Source organism: Peptoniphilus sp. KCTC 25270 (assembly GCF_021012875.1).
Taxonomy (GTDB): Bacteria; Bacillota; Clostridia; order Tissierellales; family Peptoniphilaceae; genus JAJMZJ01.
The window spans coordinates 105,410-124,655 of sequence record NZ_JAJMZJ010000003.1 but is presented as its reverse complement, the minus strand read 5'-3'; the positions used below and the strand labels follow the sequence as shown (position 1 = coordinate 124,655).

Here is a 19,246-nt window from a genome sequence, read left to right as displayed (position 1 = left end):
TTTTGTAGGAAAAATTTGTAGAATTTTCAAACAAGAATGATTTGCTTTTGATAGAATAATAGAAAGAGAGGTGGCCTATGAGAATTTTAGTTGTAGAGGATGAAAAAGAATTAAGGAAATCCATTGTAGAAGGTTTGCGTCTCCAAGGATATTCTGTGGATGAAGCAGAGGATGGAGAAATGGCGGAAGAAATCTTATTTGTGGAAAACTATGATTTGATGATTTTGGATATAAACCTTCCAAAATTAGATGGATTTACTCTTTTGAAACGTCTTCGAGAAGAAAATCAGGAAATTCAGGTCATTGTATTAACGGCCCGATCCCATGTGGAGGATCGAGTGGAAGGTTTGGATTTAGGGGCCAATGATTATTTAACCAAGCCCTTTTACTTTGAAGAGTTAATGGCGAGGATTCGCTCCTTGTTTCGAAGAAAATACATTGTGGAAGAATCGATGATAAAAGTGGGAAATTTAGAATTTGACACAGTATCTCGTAGCCTTTTTTTAGAAGGAGAAGAGATTAAGTTAACGGGAAAAGAAACTTCGATTTTTGAATATCTCATTTTGAACCGAGGTAGTTTTGTTACAAGTGAAACACTAATGGAACACGTCTGGGATGGGGAGGCGGATCCTTTTTCCAATGCTGTACGCGTTCATATTTCCTCCTTGCGGAAAAAAATTAAAGGAACGGGAGAAAAAGATCCCATTCGAAATGAAATCGGGAAAGGATATATTATCGATGAAGAAATTTCTAAATAATGTGCGCCATTCCCTAGTGGCGAAATCTCTATTTGCGGCGGTACTTATTTTTGCTTTGATGCTTTATATTTCCAACATTGCCATAGGGATAAAAACCAATCAAATCTTTCAAGATTTTGGGGTAGAAATTGCCGATTCTGTGGAGGACGAAGCGGGAGAAGGGATATTTGTTTTATTATCAGAACAACAAATCCGAGCGACTTCGGAATATAAGATTTACACAATTATTGTCATTGGTTGTACTTTTTTCCTGGGAACGCTTTTAATGTATTTGGTTTTATCCCGCCTAATGAAACCCTTAAAGGATTTGTCTGAAGAGATTGCTCAGCTGGATATAGAAAATGTGGAAAATCTTTCCAAACGGATCGATTCCTATAGTGCAGATTATGAAATTGACCTACTGAAAAATTCTTTTAACGATGCCATGAAAAAATTGTACGAAGGGTACGAAAAGGAGCGGGTTTTTAGCTCCAATGTGGCCCATGAATTGCGAACGCCTTTGGCCATTATGCAATCGAAGTTGGACGTCTACAAAATGGAAAGAGAGTTAGGGGAAGAGGAAGAAATTTTTGTAGAGGATCTTTCTCAAACGGTGGTCCGTCTTTCTCAGTTAGTGGAGGGGCTTCTTCTATTTACAAGAGAGTCGGAAGTGAAGTATGAATATGTAGATGTAGGGAGTTTAGTGGAAGAAATCTTTTTGAATTTGGATCAAAAAGCCAAGGAAAAAAATATTTCTCTCCTTTACCATCCCCCATCTTTTCCTGTAAAAGGAGACGAGATTCTCTTAAGCCGAATTCTTTTGAATTTGGTAGAAAATGGAATTAAATATTCCAATGTAGGGGGAGAGGTCGCTGTAAATATGGAAGAGGAAGAAGAGTCATGGATTTTGAAAGTAAAAGATCGGGGAATCGGAATTTCTCTAGAGGATCAGAAGAAAATCTTTGATTTATTTTATCGAACCGATCAATCGAGAAGTCGAGAGACCGGCGGCTTTGGCATTGGTTTGTCCTTAACGGAAAATATTGTAAAAACCTTAGGGGGAAAGATTGCTGTTGTTTCGAAAGAAGGAAAAGGGTCGGAATTTATTTTGGAATTTCCAAAAGTCGGGAAATAATTCTCGACTTTTTTCGTTTTCAAGTATTTCTTAACAGGAACTTTATATCCCATTTGTTATATTGTCTTTGGAGGTGACGAGATGAGTCGAGAAAAAAAGAGAAATATAGGAATGTTTTTTTTGGTTTTAAGCCTTGCATTTATTGGAATCGGCGCAAGTCGAGGAGAAGTGGCAACGGTTTTAACAAAAGCGATTTTATTGTGCTTGGAGTGTGTTGGAATTGGTTAATGTAAAAGATATTTTTTCGTTAGTAAGAAACCGTAGAAGTTGGGTACAAGGACTTGTAACCCTCGGAACCAATCCCCATTTGGGTAACTTTTTGTCCGGAAGTATTTATCGAGGGAAGGCGAAATCACTCTGTGTCCCTGGGCTAAACTGCTATTCTTGCCCTGCTGCAACAGGCGCTTGCCCCATAGGCGCTTTTCAAGCAGTCGTAGGAGGTACGAAATATAATTTTTCTTACTACATAACGGGAATTTTAATTTTTTTAGGCGTTCTTGTTGGTCGGCTGATTTGTGGATTCTTTTGTCCCTTTGGTTGGTTTCAAGATTTGCTTCATAAAATTCCATCACCTAAAAAGAGTACAAAAAAATGGAAATGGTTAAAGGGAATAAAATATGGAGTTTTACTAGTAGCTGTCATTCTCTTACCTATATTCCTCACGGACTCGATTGGTCTTGCGCCTCCCTATTTTTGTAAATACCTCTGCCCTCAAGGGATTTTAGAGGGAGGGATTCCTTTATCTCTCGCTTCAAAATCCATTCGAGCAGGACTTGGGAATTTGTTCTTGTTAAAAGCAACCATTTTAGCGGCGGTTGTAGGATTGTCGATTGTTTTCTACCGACCTTTCTGCAAATGGATTTGTCCTTTGGGGGCCTTTTACTCCTTGTTTAATAAAATATCCATTTATGGATACACAGTAGATCAAAACAAATGCATCCACTGTAAAAAATGTGCAAAAACTTGCAAAATGGACGTGGATATGAGTGAAAATCAAGATTCCCTAGAATGTATACGGTGTGGAGAATGTATAAAAGTTTGTCCAACCCACGCCATTGAAACAGGAAATACTTGGAAAAGAAAGGAAAAAGAAAAATGAAACATGTACGAAAGATAACTATGATTTTGGTCATGGTATTGGCTTTGGGCTCTTTGGTGGCCTGCTCAGGGGGAGGAGGAGCCAGTTCAAAATTGGCAAAATCGATCCCTCCATTTACAGCAAAGGATTTTGAAGGAAATATGTATTCCCAAGATGAGTTTAAGAAAAACGAGCTAAATGTTTTGAATTTCTGGTTTAGTGGCTGTAAAGCTTGCGTTCAAGAGATGCCAAATCTAGAAAAAATTAGCCAAGAATTAAAAACCAAAGGCGTAGGAATGTATGGCGTTTGCACGGATTATGGTTATGATGAAAGCACCGATGCATTGGCAAAAAAAATCATTTCAGAAAGTAAGGTAACCTATCCACAGTTGGTATTTGACAAAGAAGAAAAATCGGATGAATTTATCAACAGTGTAATGGCTTATCCAACAACGCTAATTGTAGATAAAGAAGGAAATATTATTGGAGATCCAATTGAAGGATCCATTGATGGCGAAGAAGGGGCAAAGGAATTTGTTCAAAAAGTAGAGGATGCACTTGAAAACGCAAAAGCAAACTCCTAAGCTTTCTTTTTTAGAAACAGACTCCTCAAAAACGAAAATATTTTATTTTGTCTTTGCCCTTGCTGTCGTCCTTAGTCATCTGGTATTTATGCAGCTTTACTATGGCGCGGTTACTTTTGTCGGAATGAAATATTTACACTTCACCCAACAAGATTTTTTGAAATATACAGATTTATTTGACGCGACTTCCTTCTTGTTCCTCTTTGTTATCTATTTTGCTTTGTTCCGCTTCTTTTTTCCAAGGGAAAAACGGGAACCTCTTAAATGGAAAACGTGGGGAATCTCCCATTTGTTTGGATGGGCCGCCGCAGGGATTTCCTGTCTTTGGTTTTTGCTATTAGACCATGTACTTTCTAACATACCATTTATTGCAGAAAGCTTAAAAGCTTTCAATCAAGGAATGGATTCCATAATGGGCGGGGGAACCATAGGGTTCTTCTTAGCAACAATACTCTTTGCTCCCGTTGTGGAAGAAATTTTATTCCGAGGTTTAGTCATGAATGCGCTAGAAAAAGCGAAGGGCCCCGCCTTTGCCATTATAGGATCGGCTCTTCTCTTTGGTATATGGCACGGAATTTTCATTCAATCAGTATATACTTTTTTCTTAGGATTGTTTGCTGGTTTCCTTTATTATAAAAAACGAAATATAATGTATCCGATTACGGTTCATTTTGTAAATAATTTCTTGTCGATACTTGGTGTTTTCCTAGTGGAAGAGTATCATTTGGACATTGTCGACCCCCTAAGTATTGTTTTGATTGTACCAGCAATTTATATTGTGATAAAAATGATAGAGAAAAGTAAAAAGGAAAAATGTCTTTCTCAATAAGAGGGAGACATTTTTTTCTTGGAGAAATTCGTGCTACAATAGACAAATAGGAGGAAGATATGAAAAAGATGAATCAAGATTTAATGGATTTTTTAGGGAAGAGTCCCACTAGTTATCAGCTCGTTTCCAATTTGGCTATGGAATTGGAAAAAAGAGATTTTATAAAGTTATCCAAGGATGTTCCTTGGGATGTAAAAGAAGGAGAAAAATATTATTTTTCTCAAAAAGGTGGCGCCATTGTTGCCTTTATTATGGGATCTACAAAAGTAGAAGAATTTTCCTTTCATATAATTGGAAGCCACGGAGATTCGCCAGGATTTCGTATCAAACCCAATAGCGAAATGAAAGCAGGGAAATCTTACGTAAAATTAAATACAGAAGTGTATGGCGGTCCTATTTATTCCACATGGTACGATCGTCCCTTAACCATTGCTGGGCAGGTTTCCTTCTCCAAAAATGGGAGAGTAGAGAGCGAAAACATTTATGTAGATAAGGATTTATTAATCATTCCAAACTTAGCCATTCACATGAACCGGGAAGTGAACAGTGGCTATAAATTCAATCCACAAAAAGACACTTTGCCATTATTGGGAATGGTAGAAGAAAAATTGGAAACCGATGGATATTTGTTGGAAGTTTTATCTGAATTCTGTAATGTAAAAAAAGAAGAGATTTTGGACTTTGATTTGTTTTTATGTCCAAGGGAAAAAGGAACTTTTGTAGGGGCAAAAGAAGAGTTTATTTCCTCTCCCCGTTTGGACGATGGAAGTATGGCCTACTTGTCTATGAGAGCCTTGTGGGAATCAAAACCTTCTAAGGCGACAAAAATGGTGGTTGTATTTGATCATGAAGAAATTGGAAGTCATACCATTGCAGGGGCCCAAGGGGCGTTTTTCCGAGATGGTTTGGAACGAATTGCCTTGTCTGTAGGCCATAGGGAAGCCTATTATTTGGGAATGGAACGGGGGTATATGATTTCAGCGGATTTGACCCACGCCTTTCATCCAAATTATGAAGAAGCCGCCGATCCTACCAATCGACCTATACTCAATAAAGGGCCTGTTATTAAAACGGCGGCCAACGGAAGCTATTCTACCACTGGAAAAACGTCGGCTATTTTCCAAGAATTATGCAAAGGGGCAGAAGTTCCCTATCAATTTTTTACCAACCGATCCGATAAACGAGGCGGTTCCACCATTGGGCCCATCGCTTTGGAAAAATTAAATATTGATATGGTAGATGTGGGAACCCCCTGTCTTTCCATGCATTCCATTCGAGAATTGGTAGGAAGTGACGATCAAAAATCGATGTACAAAGTATTTTTGGAATTTTTCCACAAAAAAAGAGACCGTTTATAGGCCTCTTTTTTTTACATAAATTTTATAATCCGCGAATTTTGGATTCTAATTTTTCTCTCTCGATTTGTAAACCTTGGTCAATGGTAGCTAAGATTTTTTCCTTATCTTGAGGGAAAGTTCCCTTTAATGGAACGAAATTGCTGGCGTGATTGGCTCGGAAAACCCCGTGCTTCACATCAATATGCTCTACCATTTTGCGGATTTCTTTTAGTACTTCGTGGCTATCTAAAAGTTCAAAGCGTCCTTCGGCAACATCTTTATACATAGGAGCAGCAGGCTCTAAAAGCAACGTCAAAAGCCCGATATATTCTGGCTCAATGGCATTGATTACACGGGCACTTTCTATGGCGTGTTCATCGCTTAATGCATGGCTTCCCAATCCGTTAATAAAGGTTACGGAAAGTTCAATTCCTGCTTCTCGAACTCTTTTTCCACTTTCAATAATTTCCTCTGGAGTTACGCCTTTTTGAATGTTTTCTAAAATCGTTCCACTTCCAGATTCAATACCTAAATAAATCATTTTCAGATTATTTTCTCGAAGGAGTTTCCATTCTTCTGGCGTCTTAGACAAAATGGATTTTGTTGTAGCATAAGAGCTTAAACGTTTCAAATTAGGAAACAATTGATTGGCCGTTTTTAGAATGGTCAACAAATCCTCTGTAGGCATCAAAAGAGAATCTCCATCGGCAATAAAAATTTTATCCAAACGATCTCCATAAGCCTGATGAGCCATTTGAAGGTCTTCTACAATTTCACCCAAAGGGCGAGCGAAAAAATGTTCATCTTTATACATGGTACAGAAGGTACATCTATTGTACCCACAACCAACGGTTGCTTGTAAAATATAGCTCCACGCCTCACTAGGTGGACGATAGATGGAACCTTGGTATCTCATAAAATCACCTCATTTTCATTATATCACAGTATACATGTACCCGATAAAATCATCAACACAATTCTTTTACAAAACTTTTTCAATTAATTTACAGAGGGAATATTTTTTTGATATAATAACAATCGGTTACAAATGATTTTTTATAAAATGTAATCCGTAGACTAGAAACTACAAACAATAGGGGAGGAACAATGGAATCTACTCTGACGTTAAGTCAAATTGACTGGCATTTAATAGCCGGGGGTCTTGGACTATTTTTGTTCGGGATTAAATTAATGGGGGATAGCCTCACAAATTTTGCAGGAACAAAAATTCGTGATTATATTGAAAAATATACATCCAATCCAATTATGGGCGTATTGGTCGGGATTATTATTACTGGATTGATTCAATCTTCTTCAGGAACAACAGTAATTGTAATTAGCTTGGTACGTGCTGGTTTAATGCGACTCAATCAAGCCATAGGAATTACTCTTGGTGCCAATATTGGTACAACGGTAACATCCATTTTAATTGGTTTTAATTTGAATTATTATTCTTATTTCTTATTGCTACTAGGTGTAGGCGTATTTATGGTAGCAACTAAGAAAAAAACATCGTACTTAGGAGAAATTGTAATTGGCTTTGGCTTGCTCTTTATTGGATTGAATATTATGGGGGATGCCCTAAAAGAATTACAATATGTGGCCGGATTTGAAAATTTGGTTATTCGTATGTCTGAACAACCTGTTATTGCAGCCATTGCAGGAACCATTATGACAGGCGTTATTCAATCTTCTTCGGCAGTAGTAGGGATTGTTCAAACTTTATATAATTCAGGCGCAATTGACTTACCAGCCTCTATGGGACTGGTTTTTGGTGCCAATATTGGTACGACTGTTACGGCTGCCTTAGCTGCCTTTGGAGGCAGTTTAGCCGGAAAGCGAACTTCTATGTTCCACGTACTATTTAACGTAACGACATCGGTAGTCTTTTTGATTTTAATTCGTCCTTATGTTGGAGTGGTTCAAACCATTTCTACAGCATTGGGACTTAACAATATGATGACCATTGCCGTGGGCCACTTCCTATTTAACTTTATTGGTATGTTATTGTTCTTGCCGTTTATTAAACAATGTGTAGATATACTATATAAATTAATGCCAGGAAAGGGAGAAGTGGAATTTGACGCCAATAGCGTTGAGTTGGACGAACAAATGATTGTACAATTCCCAGCGGGTGCATTGAAACAATCAAAATTAGCTATCCAATCCATGTCAGATTTGGCTTTGCAAACGGTAACGGCCTCTAAAAATTATCTGATGACGGGAGATAAAAAATATTTCAAAGAGGTAAATCAAGTAGAAGATATTATCAATGCTTTGGATACAAAAATTTCCAGTTATCTTATGAAGATTTCAAAACAACATTTAACAGAAGAACTTTCGGAAGAATATTCTGTTAACTTACAGGTAGCAAAGAACTTTGAGCGTATTGCAGACTTAGCCCAAAACCTAGTAGAATATTACGAAGGGGTCTTCGATGCCAACGAAAAATTTGATGAGGACGCTTTGAGGGAATTGGAACAAGTTTATGATCTATTGACTCATATTTACGTGAATAGTGCAGAAGTGTATGTCACAGGAAATGTATCTTTGTTTGAAGTAGTAAAAGAAGACGAAAATGCATTGAACTTAATGGAACACAATATGAGAGCTTCTCACTTACGTCGTCTAACAGAAAGACATCAACAAGCAACGGTTCTTACCTCTGTTTTTGTAGATATTTTAGGGACGATGGAAAGAATTGGAGACCATGCATTTAATATTGGTCGTTTAACCTTTAATCCAATCAAAATGCACAATGAAAAGACCAACAAAAGCGATAAAAGTTTATAATATAAAAAAACAAGGGTTCATACCCTTGTTTTTTTTGTGGAAAAAATCCTAGAAAGAAGGGTATATAAAAAAAGACGATAATGAAGGAAAAAAGAAAAGAGGGAAACATGGGTTTTTATGATTTTGCATTAATAGATGGGACCGGAAAAGAAATTTCTATGGAAAACTATAGGGGGAAAGTGGTATTGGTTGTAAATACGGCGACAGAATGTGGATTTACGCCTCAGTACGAAGATTTACAAAAATTATTTGAAAAATATCACGAAAAAGGGCTGGAAATAATTGATGTACCAAGTAACCAATTTCGTGGACAAGCGCCGGGAACCGATGAAGAAATTGCACAATTTTGTAGCTTGAATTTTCATACGCAATTTTCTCAAATGAAAAAATCCGATGTAAATGGAGAGAAGGAACTTCCTTTATTTACTTTCTTAAAAAAGGAAAAAGGATTTGAAGGTTTTGGAAAAGGAGCCAAGGCCCTTGCTATGAGCGCCATGTTAAAGGCGATGGATAAGGACTATAAAAACAATTCCGATATAAAATGGAATTTTACAAAGTTTTTAATAGACCGAGAAGGGAATGTAGTGGAACGCTTTGAACCAACGGAGAAGATGGAAAAAGTAGAGGAGGCTGTATTGGCTTTATTATAAGGAGACAAAAAATATGTTTCGTGAAATGAGAAGAAGTCGTCAAATTTTACCAGAAGAAAAGGTGCAAGAAATTTTAGAGCGAGGAACCAATGGAATTTTATCGGTTATAGGAGAAGATGGCTATCCTTATGGCGTTCCCATTAGTTACGCTTATGAAGAGGGAAAAATTTATTTTCATTCCGCAAAAAAAGGACACAAAAATGATGCCATAAAAAAAGACAGTAAAGTTTCCTTTACTGTTGTGGACCAAGATGAAATTGTACCTGAAAAATTTACTACGTATTTTCGCTCTGTTATTGGCTTCGGGAAAGCAAGACTCTTAGAGGGAGAGGAGCTTTATCATGCCTTGGATATTTTAGGAGAAAAATATTGGCCAGGACATATAGAGGAGCGAAAGGAAGAAATCAAAGGATCTCTAGATGCGGTGGCTTGTTATGAAATATCCTTTGATCATATTATGGGAAAAGAAGCCATCGAATTGGTTCGAATGGCTGAGCCTAAGGGAGAATAGATAAAATGTGGGAGAGAATTTTTTCTCCTACGGGGATTCCTGTGGCTTGTTGAAATCCTAGATAGCTTAGGTTGGAGTTGACTTCACAAACGAGAGGGCCTTGTTCTCCGTATAATAAATCCACACCAGAAAATTGGAGACCAAGGGCTCTATGGGCTTCTAAGGCTACGGATTTTTGTTCTTCGGTAAGGACAATGGGAGAAGAGGTTCCTCCCAAGGCAATATTGGCACGAAAATCTTTAGGATTTCTTCGTTCAATGGCCCCGAGAATTTCATCTCCCACAAGAACGACACGAATGTCTCGTCCAAAACTATGGGAAATATTCTCTTGAAATAAATAGGGACGGCCATTTATTTTAGAAAGAACGGCGTTCATTTCTTCGTAAGAGGAAATCGAATAGACTTGCTCTCCAAAAGAACCTTGGGCCTCTTTCAAAATAAAAGGAGAGCCAAGAGTAGAGACAACTTGATCATAAAATGGGCGAGAGAGAGGATAGAAGGAATATTGCATAGGACCAGGCAAAGTTTTTGCCATAGGAGAAATGGTTTTTAAGGCCTGCCAAGTGAGCAATTTGTTATCACAAATTTCAATGGCAGAGGGAGAGTTAAAAATGGGATAACCCATAGCTTCTAATCCCCTTGCTAAAACCAAGTCTTTGTCTAGAAATAAAACAAAATCGGGTTGGATTTTTTCCAAAATGGGATAGGAAACTTCCTTGTCTTTGTAATCGAGAACAAAATCTCCGTTCCCAATGGGTATACACTCTGTAGAAGCTTTTTTTCCCGCTTCCACTAAATTTTCTACGACGCCATAAAGGTTTTTGACCTTTTTCATGCCACTATTGTAAACGATAATTCCTTTTTTCATAAACTCGCCTCCTGTATTTATTGTAAGAAAGGCGAGGGAAAAAGTAAATAAGGAGAGCCTATGAACTTAGAAGAAGCAAGAAAAGAAATCAATGCAATTAATGATCAGATGTTAGAACTTTTTATTCGCCGATTGGAACTTTCAGAAAAAATTGGGGAAGACAAAAGAAAAAGAGGAATTGCTATTTTAGATGAAAACAGAGAAAAAGAAATCTTAGAAAAGATGAAGGGAAAATCGGAAAATTTTTCCAAAGAGGTGGAAGAATTTTTCCAGTTTCTTTTTAAGATATCAAAGAAACGGCAAACAAAAGGATAATAAGCCTGATTATATGCATATTTTGCTAAAAATGACGTATAGTAAATATATAGAAACGTAGAAATAAAAAACGAAATATTTTGAACGATTTTAATGAAATGTTTTAATGAAGTATTTTAAGGAGGATTTATGAAAAAATTAATACCGGTATTAGGATTAGGATTGATGCTTGTAGCGTGTACGCAAGGAGAACAACCGGCTGCAAATAATGCAGAAGTAACAAACAACGCACCAGCGGTAGAGACGACAAATAACGCAGCGACAAACAACGCGACAGTAAACACAAGTTTGACAGAAAATAACGCTTCAACAACAGAGGTGGCTATAAGCGGAGAGATGACCAATGGGAAATTGGCAGAAATTTTCTTAGGAGAATATCCCAATGCACAAATCACAGGAATTTCTTACGATTTCGATGACGGAAGAGATGAGTTCCAAATTGATGGAATTCAAGATGGGAAAGAAGTAGACTTGGAGATTGATGCAAAAACGGGAGAAATTATTAAAAAGGATACAGAGGATGACGATCGTACCAACGATACTCCATTGGATTTAGCGCAAGTAAAACCATGGGCTGAAGCCGTAGAAAAAGCAAAAGCAGAAGTAAACGGTGGACGCTTAGAAAGTTTTGACTTAGATGTAGAAAATGGAAAAGCGGAATACGAAGTGGAATTTGAAGGAAACGATCAAGAAGTTATTTTGGATGCAAACACTTTGGAAATTTTGCGTGTAGATCGATAAGAAAAAAAGAAAGGCTGGCGAGGGAGCCAGTCTTTTTTTGTGGACAAATGGGAAGAAAGAACCCCTTTTACCTTTCTTTCCATGATTTTTTTTGAATTGTGGTATAATAAGGCAAAGAAGAGGAGGGAACTTCATGAAAATATTGATTGTTGATGATGAAGCGGCCATTGCTGAAATCATTTCTTATAACCTAAAAAATGAAGGATTCGAAACGCAAGTTGCCTCAGACGGGGTGGAATGTTTAGAAGTACTAGATACTTTTTCTCCAGATTTGGTAATTTTAGATATTATGATGCCTAGAATGGATGGATTTGAAACATTACAAGAAATACGGAAGAAAAGCCGTTTGCCAGTTATTATGTTAACGGCCAAGGAGTCGGAAGCAGATAGAGTCCGTGGCTTAGAGCTAGGGGCGGACGACTATGTAGTAAAACCTTTTAGTGTAAAGGAATTGATTGCACGGGTGAAAGCCAATTTCCGTAGACAAGATTATGAAAACGAAGGCTACTTGCCTGATGAAGTCATAGAAGAAGCGGATTTATTTATTGATCCGGTAAAATATGAAGTGAGAAAACGCGGAAAAACCGTAGAGTTAACTTTACGGGAATTTGAGTTGTTGAAATTTTTAGCACAGACGCCTGGAACGGTTTATAGTCGAGAAGAGCTTTTGGAGCAAGTTTGGGGCTATGAATATTACGGGGATATTCGTACAGTAGACGTTACGGTTCGAAGATTGCGAGAAAAAATTGAAGATGAAGGAAAAGATTTTACCTACATTATGACCAAACGAGGAGTTGGATATTATTTTGGGGGCTAAATTCTTTTCAAGTATAAAATGGAGATTTATCGTTATTTATTTCCTATTGGTAATGGCCGTAATGGCGATTATTGGTGGATTTATTGTGAATCGCTTGGAAGATGCGCAATTGGAAAAAGTAAAACTCGATGTGGAGGAAACCTTAAATTCAATTGTAAATTCTTCTACTTATTTAACCGATGGAAATTGGGATGAAAGCAAAGAGCGGATTCAGAATACTTTGAATGAATGGCGATTTGGTAGTGAAGAGGCCGTATATGTGATTGGGAATGGAGAAGTCCCCCGTATTACGGCCTCTAGTGTTAATACTCGTGATTTAATTACGGGAGAAAATGCCTTAACCTATAAGGAGTTAAGCCCTAAATTGGTTTTAGCTGCCCTAGAAGGGGAGTCCACTTCTGCTTTGCGAGAAGACCCAGGAACGGGGGCAAGATATTATCATTACGTTATGCCTGTTCGATCTCAAGATGGGACCGTTCATGGAGTGTTTTATATGATCGTAAATTTGATGATGATTTATAGCGTAATAGAAGATGCGCAGATTATTTTAACCTACGCAACGGTAATCGCCCTTATTATCACATCTATTTTAGGATATTTTTTGGCCCAATCCATCACTGGGCCTATTCATGATGTAACAAAACAAGCGAGAGAAATGGCTGGAGGAAATTTCAATCAACGCGTTGTGGTAAAAAGTGACGATGAAATTGGCCAATTGGGAAGTATGTTTAACTTTTTGACAACGGAACTAGAAGAAACCATTGGGCGAATGGATACAGAACGTTCAAAATTAGAGACCATTTTTAGTTATATGGCAGAGGGCGTTATAGCCGTAGATCGCCGAGGACATTTGATTCATGCCAATCCAGTAGCTCGCGAAATTTTGGATCTAGGGGAAGAAGAAATGAGTGAAGATAAATATTGGGATTTGAAGAAACTCAATATTTTAGGGATCAATTATTTTGAAAAGTCTTCCCTTTCTGGAACCAGCCAAATTGAAATCAAAGAAGGGTTTTACAATGTTCGCTACGCTCCTTATAAAAACGAATTTGGAGGAGATATTGGGATTATCGTTGTATTGCAAGATATTACCCAAGAACATAATTTGGATATTTTACGAAAGGATTTTGTTGCCAATGTAGGGCATGAATTGAAAACACCAATTACAACGATAAAATCCTATACAGAAACTTTAATGAGTGCCAATATGGAACGAAGCACCGCCTTACGATTCTTAGAAATTATCAATCGAGAAAGCGACCGAATGAACCGACTGGTAACGGATTTGTTGCAACTATCCAATATGGATGCCAAACGTACCCGTTGGGAAATTAAGTCTTTGGACCCTTACGATGCCGTAACAACGGCAATGGAATCGGTTCAGCCTTTAATAAAGGAAAAACACCATCGTGTAATTTTGGATATTCCAGAAGATGTTCGTCCTTTTTTAGGAGACAGTCACGGAACCAATCAAGTAATCTTAAATATTCTATCCAATGCAGCAAAATATACCTCTTATGGAGGAAAAATTACCGTAAAAGCAAAGAATTTTGGAAGCCGTGTCCACATTGAGGTGGAAGATACGGGAATTGGGATTCCGAAACGGGATTTGGAACGAATTTTTGAGCGTTTTTATCGAGTAGAGAAAGGAAGAAGTCGCGCCAAAGGAGGAACCGGATTGGGTCTTGCCATTGCCAAGGATGTAATGGAATCTATGGATGGACGGATTCGAATCCGCAGTGAATTTGGCGTCGGGACAACGGTGCTTTTAAGCTTCCCAATGGATAAGGAGGCTCTATGAAAGAACATATAAAAACCGTAGTATTGGCGATGCTAGTTGCCTTGACTTTGTATATGGCCAATGTAGTATGGTTAAAAGCGCCTCCAGAAACAGAAATTCTGCTTTCTCCAGAAAGGGAAAGTCAAGGGATTTCTCAAGAATTAGAGGAGAGCATTAAGCCTTATAAGACCTTAATCAATTTTGGGGGAAAAGAGCACGCCATTGTATATCAAGTTGAAAATATGTGGCCCTTTTACCAAAATATGTTGAAGCAATCTTTCCCTGAAAATCGAGGAACTTCCATTGTTTGGAAGGAAATTTCTTCCAAAGAATACATTCGAATGCACCAAGAACCTTCCATTGTATTTGATTTTGGGAATGAGGTTTACTCCAATTTGTTTAAGGAAATTTATCATTTGGACAATAGCCAAGGAAAAGTAGGAAACGAAATTCAAGAAATTTATTTTTCGGCCAATGGTTCTTCTGTGGTGCTTGTTACAGAGGAAGGATATTTTCAAAATACTTTGTCAGATGTAAGTGTTCAAGGGGTGGAACGATATTTTCAAAGCTTAAAAGAAGAGCAGAAATACGTGCCCTATCGAAGTACCAATGAATTGTATGGTAGCGAAAATTTGGTGTATTTGCCTCAAGGACCTTTGCCTTTTACTTTGCGAAGAGTGTATGAAAATGGGATAAAAACCATGGAACCCAACAATGTAAATGAGATGGTGGAACGATTTTTAGGAAGTTCCTTTGACGAAATTCACGTAATTGAGGAAGAAAATTCTACTTTATATGTAAATGGGCAAAAGACGTTGCGAATTACAAATAATGGAGTCGTTATTTACCGAGACGAAAGCGAAAAAAGAAGCGTAGACACAAAGGGAATCGAAGCCATTGAAATTGCAAAGAATTTTATGGAGAGCAAAACAGGAATTACCAAAGAACTCTATTTGGATTCTCTAAAGGAAATCCGACGAAACGATAAACAAGGATATCGCGTGCGTTTTAATTATTTAGAAAACAATTATGTGGTATATCCTGTGGGAGAAGAGTCTGTGAAATCTTTTATAGAAGTGCAAGTGGTAGACAATTCTGTTGTCCAATTGATTTACGTTTTGCGAGGAAGTGTAAAGCTTGAAAATCAGCCCATTGACGTTCAGGCTTATAAGTCCATTCAGGAAATTATAGAGCAAAATCAAGAGGAAATCGGATTGCGTATTGGAAAACCGGGATCGGATGTAGAAGATATTTATAGAGAACTAAAAGGTTGGGATCTTTGTCTAATGGACGAATACCAAGAAGATGAATTTCCTTTAACCTATGTGTATTGTGTAGAGTTTGAAGGGATAACTTTTTATTATCATGGAATTACAGGAGAGTTGGTGATGATAAGATAGATGGATTGGTCAAAAGCAAAAAGTATTTTAATTATAATTTTGATTCTTTGTAATGCGGTAATGGCTGGCTCCTATTTCTTCGGACAGAGGATAATTCAACACGATGATTTTTCTGAAGATGCCAAGATGATTTTAGAGAATCAAGGAATTCAAGTCAAAACGGAAATTCCCTCAAGGAATGTAGAAATTCCTACGTTAAAAGTGGGATTCGAATCCAAACCAACGGCACAATGGAACGAAAAATTTTTCCATGGAGAAGGGGAGTTAATGGAAGACACGCTTTCTTCTGTGGTACTTGTAAGAGGGGAAGAAGAACTTACGATTACAGACAATAGCCGCCTAATGTATTCTTATACGGGAGAAATACCAGAAAAAAATCAGACCAAAGAGGAAGCCTTAGCCATTGGAGAAGAGTTTTTGCAAAAGCATGATTTTTCTTTAGAAGATATGGAATTGGTTCAAGCAATTCAAGAGGGGAAGGAATGGAAGATTTCCTATACCATGGTCTATAAAGATCGATATTTAGAAAGTACTTCTACCTATTTGTCCATTGAGGGAGACCAGGTGAAAATTATGGATCGTCAATGGCTCTATGTATTGGAAGAGGAAGAAATCGGAGAGGTTTTACTGCCTGCTTCAAAGGCGATTTTGGAATTGATGAATCATTCTCGCCTAAAGGGGAGAGCAATTGTAGAAATGGAACCAGCTTATTATTTTAATTGGGATGAACAATTGTTGTCGGAAGAATATTCTGGATTTTCACAGGGAAGGACCAAGGCGGCCTGGCGCGTTGTCATGGACGATGGAGAGGAAATTTTTCTTTCCAACTAAGGAGGCGCAATGAACCGAGAGGAATTAAAATTAGGGAAAATAGATGGAATGGATTTGAAAGAGTTGGCCAAAGAGTTTGGCACGCCTTTGTATATTTATTCCAAAAAACAATTGGAAGAAAATGTTCTAGCCTATCAAAAGGGATTTTTGGATCCTTATGAAAGAACCAGGGTGGCTTTTGCTTCGAAAGCTTTTTCTTGTAAAGCCCTTTACCAATTGATGGCTCAGAGAGGAATTGGCTTAGATGTTGTATCGGGAGGAGAAATCTTTACAGCAAAACAAGCAAAAATTCCCATGGAAACCTTGGAATTTAATGGAAACAATAAAGAAAAATGGGAGATCGAGTTGGCTTTGGAAGAGGGAATTGGACTATTTATTGTGGATTCTTTAGAAGAACTCTATTTTCTTGAAAAAATAGCCAAAGAAAAAGGGAAAGTAGCCAAAATCTTATTTCGTCTAAAACCCAATGTAGAAACCGATACCCACGCTCATATGTCCACGGGCCATAGCCGTTCTAAATTTGGGATTTCTAGGAAGGATTTTTTGAAAGCTTGGGAGTTTTCGCAAAAATCAAAAGAAATGGAATTTCGAGGAATCCATATTCACGTAGGTTCTCAGTTAAAAGAAAATACAAGTGTATTGGCGGGATTAAAAAACATTTTTTCCCTTTTGGAAGAAGGGGGAGAAAAAGTTCTATCCTCCATAAAAGAAATCAATTTAGGAGGCGGCTTAGGAATTTCCTATGTAGAGGGAGAAAAATCTATTTCTGTGGAAGAATTTTATAAAGAGCCCATGAAACAGATCGAAGAATTTTTCCAAAAGCACAAAAAAATTCGCCCATGGATTTCCATAGAACCCGGACGAAGCCTTGTGGGAGAGGCAGGAATCACCCTTTATGAAGTGGGAACGATAAAAGAAGAGGAATCCCAGACTTTTATGGCTGTAAATGGAGGAATGAGCGATAATCTTCGTGTGGCTTTGTATGGAGCAAAATACGAAGCCCTAGCCGTAAACAAATCGGGGGAAGAAAAAACCGTACAAATTGTAGGAAAGTGTTGCGAAACGGGAGACGTTTTAATTCAAAAGGCAAAGTTACCGGAAATGGAACGAGGAGATTTGTTGGTGATTTTGGCTACAGGAGCCTATCATTATTCCATGGCCAACAATTACAATAAAAATCCCATTCCTCCCGTTATTTGTGTCGAAGATGGTAAAGCAGAAATTTGGGTAAAAGGGCAGACAATGGAAGAATTGATTCAAAGAGAACAATAAAAAAGCCTCGGCTCTATGCCGAGGTTTTTCTTATTCTGATTTATTTTTTCCACCGTGTTTTGCCAATAAATCATCTTTCATCTTCCAAAGAGGATAGGACAAATCAACCACATATTCTTGAGGATTGCTAAGACGTTTTACCTCGTCCCAAAGGCTATCCAATTCTCTTACGGTATTTTCGCGGATGGATTCCAAAGAAGGTACATCGTAAACCAAATTTCCTTTGTCGTAAATTCGTTTTAACAACGGACGAACTTCGTAGTTGGAAATGGTCTTTCTCTTCCATGTAAATACAGGATGGAACAATTCGTATTCATCCTTAGGAATTTCTTCGTCATGTAAAGTAATTACATCGGCAATGGCTTTTCCGTGGTCTTTATCGTAGAAACGGAAGACATTTTTGAAGCCAGGCGTTGTAATTTTCGATACATTTTCTGAGATTTTAATGGTAGGGATAACTTCCCCTTCTCGCTCTGTGGCAACCAATTTATAGACGCCGCCAAAAACGGGATGGCTTTTAGAAGTAATTAAACGTTCCCCAACGCCAAAACTATCAATTTTGGCCCCTTGATTTAATAAATCTTCAATGACGTATTCATCCAAAGAATTAGAAGCCATAATGGTAACATCAGGGAAGCCGGCTTCATCTAGCATTTGTCTTGCTTTTTTAGAAAGATAAGCAATGTCGCCAGAATCAATGCGAACGCCTCTTCCTTCGTATCCCTGTTCTCTCAACTCCTTAAAGACTCGAATGGCATTAGGAATCCCTTGTTTCAACGTATCGTAGGTATCAATCAAAAGGAAACATTGGTCGGGATAAACTTTTGCATAGGCGCGGAAAGCTTCCAACTCCGTAGGAAACATTTGAACCCAACTGTGAGCCATAGTTCCCAAGGCAGGAACGCCATAGGAAAAATCAGCTAAAGTATTGGCTGTTCCGTTACATCCACCAATGTAGGCAGCTCTTGCCCCTAAATTGGCCCCAGAATATCCTTGGGCACGACGAGAACCAAATTCCGTAACGGGACGTCCTTCGGCAGAAGTAACAATACGGTTGGCTTTTGTGGCAATCATCGATTGATGGTTGATGGTTAATAGAACCATCGTTTCAATAAGCTGAGCTTGAATAACGGGTCCGCGAACCGTAACCAAAGGTTGTTGTGGAAAGACAACGGTCCCTTCAGGCATAGCCCAAACATCGCATTCAAATTTGAAATTTCGTAAATATTCTAAGAATTTTTCGCTAAAGATTCCCTTTCCTCGTAAAAATTCAATGTCTTCATCTGTAAAAGATAAAGTTTCTAGGTATTCAATCAGTTGTTCCAAACCGGCTAAGATGGCAAAAGAAGCCTCATCTGGAACCGTACGATAGAACATATCGAAATAGACAATTTGTTCTCCCATACCGTTTTCCAAATACCCATTCCCCATGGTAAATTCATAAAAATCCGCCAAAAGAGTATAATTGTTTTTTTCTCTAATATCCATTTTTCTCTCTTTCTCTTTCAAAGTATTTTTATTATTATATCATTTTCTTAGGAAAACGTATAATTATGTATTGGTATTCC

20 protein-coding genes are annotated in these 19,246 nt (G+C 37.8%); 17 read left to right on the top strand and 3 right to left on the bottom strand.

Annotated features, from left to right (window positions below; translation table 11 throughout):
- The first annotated feature begins 77 nt into the window (after nucleotides 1–77).
- The 7 genes from LQU94_RS06125 (at nucleotide 78) to LQU94_RS06095 (ending at nucleotide 5,721) form a co-directional block, all read left to right on the top strand.
- The gene (locus LQU94_RS06125) at nucleotides 78–758 is read left to right on the top strand and encodes a response regulator transcription factor (protein WP_230696816.1); all 681 of its coding nucleotides are present in this window, start codon (nucleotides 78–80) and stop codon (nucleotides 756–758) included.
- Nucleotides 739–1,872, top strand: coding sequence for a cell wall metabolism sensor histidine kinase WalK (locus tag LQU94_RS06120; RefSeq protein ID WP_230696815.1), 1,134 nt, complete (start codon nucleotides 739–741; stop codon nucleotides 1,870–1,872). Before LQU94_RS06125 ends, LQU94_RS06120 begins: the two co-directional genes overlap by 20 nt.
- A gap of 81 nt (nucleotides 1,873–1,953) precedes the next feature.
- Nucleotides 1,954–2,100: a CD1871A family CXXC motif-containing protein gene (locus LQU94_RS06115; protein WP_230696961.1), complete on the top strand. Its 147-nt coding sequence runs from the start codon at nucleotides 1,954–1,956 to the stop codon at nucleotides 2,098–2,100.
- On the top strand, nucleotides 2,087–2,971 hold the full coding sequence (locus LQU94_RS06110) for a 4Fe-4S binding protein (RefSeq protein ID WP_255702412.1): 885 nt from the start codon (nucleotides 2,087–2,089) through the stop codon (nucleotides 2,969–2,971). Before LQU94_RS06115 ends, LQU94_RS06110 begins: the two co-directional genes overlap by 14 nt.
- Nucleotides 2,968–3,534, top strand: a complete 567-nt coding sequence (locus LQU94_RS06105; protein WP_230696813.1) for a TlpA disulfide reductase family protein — start codon at nucleotides 2,968–2,970, stop codon at nucleotides 3,532–3,534. Before LQU94_RS06110 ends, LQU94_RS06105 begins: the two co-directional genes overlap by 4 nt.
- Nucleotides 3,509–4,363, top strand: coding sequence for a CPBP family intramembrane glutamic endopeptidase (locus LQU94_RS06100; RefSeq protein ID WP_230696812.1), 855 nt, complete (start codon nucleotides 3,509–3,511; stop codon nucleotides 4,361–4,363). Before LQU94_RS06105 ends, LQU94_RS06100 begins: the two co-directional genes overlap by 26 nt.
- A 59-nt stretch (nucleotides 4,364–4,422) precedes the next feature.
- Nucleotides 4,423–5,721, top strand: a complete 1,299-nt coding sequence (locus tag LQU94_RS06095) for a M18 family aminopeptidase (protein ID WP_230696811.1) — start codon at nucleotides 4,423–4,425, stop codon at nucleotides 5,719–5,721.
- A 22-nt stretch (nucleotides 5,722–5,743) separates the two neighbouring features.
- Here the strand turns inward: LQU94_RS06095 and LQU94_RS06090 are convergent, their stop codons facing one another.
- Entirely contained in the window at nucleotides 5,744–6,616 is an 873-nt protein-coding gene (locus tag LQU94_RS06090) for a radical SAM protein (protein ID WP_230696810.1), read from the bottom strand.
- Nucleotides 6,617–6,807: 191 nt separating this feature from the next.
- On the opposite strand from LQU94_RS06090, the gene LQU94_RS06085 reads away from it, so the two are divergent.
- The 3 genes from LQU94_RS06085 to LQU94_RS06075 all read left to right on the top strand — a co-directional run bounded on the left by LQU94_RS06085 (nucleotide 6,808) and on the right by LQU94_RS06075 (nucleotide 9,654).
- Entirely contained in the window at nucleotides 6,808–8,493 is a 1,686-nt protein-coding gene (locus LQU94_RS06085; RefSeq protein ID WP_230696809.1) for a Na/Pi cotransporter family protein, read from the top strand.
- A 107-nt stretch (nucleotides 8,494–8,600) separates the two neighbouring features.
- On the top strand, nucleotides 8,601–9,143 hold the full coding sequence (locus LQU94_RS06080) for a glutathione peroxidase (RefSeq protein ID WP_230696808.1): 543 nt from the start codon (nucleotides 8,601–8,603) through the stop codon (nucleotides 9,141–9,143).
- Nucleotides 9,144–9,156: 13 nt separating this feature from the next.
- Entirely contained in the window at nucleotides 9,157–9,654 is a 498-nt protein-coding gene (locus LQU94_RS06075) for a pyridoxamine 5'-phosphate oxidase family protein (protein ID WP_230696807.1), read from the top strand.
- Here the strand turns inward: LQU94_RS06075 and LQU94_RS06070 are convergent.
- Entirely contained in the window at nucleotides 9,641–10,522 is an 882-nt protein-coding gene (locus tag LQU94_RS06070) for a RimK family alpha-L-glutamate ligase (protein ID WP_230696806.1), read from the bottom strand. The two genes, LQU94_RS06075 and LQU94_RS06070, sit on opposite strands and share 14 nt — an antisense overlap.
- A 60-nt stretch (nucleotides 10,523–10,582) precedes the next feature.
- Here LQU94_RS06070 and LQU94_RS06065 point away from each other — a divergent pair, with 60 nt between their 5' ends.
- The 7 genes from LQU94_RS06065 to lysA all read left to right on the top strand — a co-directional run bounded on the left by LQU94_RS06065 (nucleotide 10,583) and on the right by lysA (nucleotide 17,678).
- On the top strand, nucleotides 10,583–10,837 hold the full coding sequence (locus LQU94_RS06065; protein ID WP_230696805.1) for a chorismate mutase: 255 nt from the start codon (nucleotides 10,583–10,585) through the stop codon (nucleotides 10,835–10,837).
- Nucleotides 10,838–10,966: 129 nt separating this feature from the next.
- Nucleotides 10,967–11,578, top strand: a complete 612-nt coding sequence (locus LQU94_RS06060; protein ID WP_230696804.1) for a PepSY domain-containing protein — start codon at nucleotides 10,967–10,969, stop codon at nucleotides 11,576–11,578.
- 133 nt (nucleotides 11,579–11,711) lie between these two features.
- Complete coding sequence (locus tag LQU94_RS06055; RefSeq protein WP_230696803.1) at nucleotides 11,712–12,395, top strand: response regulator; 684 nt, start codon at nucleotides 11,712–11,714, stop codon at nucleotides 12,393–12,395.
- Nucleotides 12,385–14,196: an ATP-binding protein gene (locus tag LQU94_RS06050; protein ID WP_230696802.1), complete on the top strand. Its 1,812-nt coding sequence runs from the start codon at nucleotides 12,385–12,387 to the stop codon at nucleotides 14,194–14,196. Before LQU94_RS06055 ends, LQU94_RS06050 begins: the two co-directional genes overlap by 11 nt.
- Nucleotides 14,193–15,575, top strand: a complete 1,383-nt coding sequence (locus tag LQU94_RS06045; protein ID WP_230696801.1) for a hypothetical protein — start codon at nucleotides 14,193–14,195, stop codon at nucleotides 15,573–15,575. Before LQU94_RS06050 ends, LQU94_RS06045 begins: the two co-directional genes overlap by 4 nt.
- Nucleotides 15,576–16,406: a hypothetical protein gene (locus LQU94_RS06040; RefSeq protein WP_230696800.1), complete on the top strand. Its 831-nt coding sequence runs from the start codon at nucleotides 15,576–15,578 to the stop codon at nucleotides 16,404–16,406.
- Between the two features lie 9 nt (nucleotides 16,407–16,415).
- A complete protein-coding gene (lysA, locus tag LQU94_RS06035) occupies nucleotides 16,416–17,678 on the top strand; it encodes a diaminopimelate decarboxylase (RefSeq protein WP_230696799.1) in 1,263 nt (420 codons plus the stop codon).
- Nucleotides 17,679–17,708: 30 nt separating this feature from the next.
- On the opposite strand, the gene LQU94_RS06030 is transcribed toward lysA, so the two are convergent.
- Nucleotides 17,709–19,166: a nicotinate phosphoribosyltransferase gene (locus LQU94_RS06030; protein ID WP_230696798.1), complete on the bottom strand. Its 1,458-nt coding sequence runs from the start codon at nucleotides 19,164–19,166 to the stop codon at nucleotides 17,709–17,711.
- Nucleotides 19,167–19,246 lie beyond the last annotated feature (80 nt).

Bases quoted from the DNA above. Each gene is read 5' to 3' on its own strand.
- LQU94_RS06125 (WP_230696816.1), top strand. From the start codon at position 78: ATGAGAATTTTAGTTGTAGAGGATGAAAAAGAATTAAGGAAATCCATT.
- LQU94_RS06120 (WP_230696815.1), top strand. From the start codon at position 739: ATGAAGAAATTTCTAAATAATGTGCGCCATTCCCTAGTGGCGAAATCT.
- LQU94_RS06115 (WP_230696961.1), top strand. From the start codon at position 1,954: ATGAGTCGAGAAAAAAAGAGAAATATAGGAATGTTTTTTTTGGTTTTA.
- LQU94_RS06105 (WP_230696813.1), top strand. From the start codon at position 2,968: ATGAAACATGTACGAAAGATAACTATGATTTTGGTCATGGTATTGGCT.
- LQU94_RS06095 (WP_230696811.1), top strand. From the start codon at position 4,423: ATGAAAAAGATGAATCAAGATTTAATGGATTTTTTAGGGAAGAGTCCC.
- LQU94_RS06090 (WP_230696810.1), bottom strand. From the start codon at position 6,616: ATGAGATACCAAGGTTCCATCTATCGTCCACCTAGTGAGGCGTGGAGC.
- LQU94_RS06085 (WP_230696809.1), top strand. From the start codon at position 6,808: ATGGAATCTACTCTGACGTTAAGTCAAATTGACTGGCATTTAATAGCC.
- LQU94_RS06080 (WP_230696808.1), top strand. From the start codon at position 8,601: ATGGGTTTTTATGATTTTGCATTAATAGATGGGACCGGAAAAGAAATT.
- LQU94_RS06075 (WP_230696807.1), top strand. From the start codon at position 9,157: ATGTTTCGTGAAATGAGAAGAAGTCGTCAAATTTTACCAGAAGAAAAG.
- LQU94_RS06070 (WP_230696806.1), bottom strand. From the start codon at position 10,522: ATGAAAAAAGGAATTATCGTTTACAATAGTGGCATGAAAAAGGTCAAA.
- LQU94_RS06065 (WP_230696805.1), top strand. From the start codon at position 10,583: ATGAACTTAGAAGAAGCAAGAAAAGAAATCAATGCAATTAATGATCAG.
- LQU94_RS06060 (WP_230696804.1), top strand. From the start codon at position 10,967: ATGAAAAAATTAATACCGGTATTAGGATTAGGATTGATGCTTGTAGCG.
- LQU94_RS06055 (WP_230696803.1), top strand. From the start codon at position 11,712: ATGAAAATATTGATTGTTGATGATGAAGCGGCCATTGCTGAAATCATT.
- LQU94_RS06045 (WP_230696801.1), top strand. From the start codon at position 14,193: ATGAAAGAACATATAAAAACCGTAGTATTGGCGATGCTAGTTGCCTTG.
- LQU94_RS06040 (WP_230696800.1), top strand. From the start codon at position 15,576: ATGGATTGGTCAAAAGCAAAAAGTATTTTAATTATAATTTTGATTCTT.
- lysA (WP_230696799.1), top strand. From the start codon at position 16,416: ATGAACCGAGAGGAATTAAAATTAGGGAAAATAGATGGAATGGATTTG.
- LQU94_RS06030 (WP_230696798.1), bottom strand. From the start codon at position 19,166: ATGGATATTAGAGAAAAAAACAATTATACTCTTTTGGCGGATTTTTAT.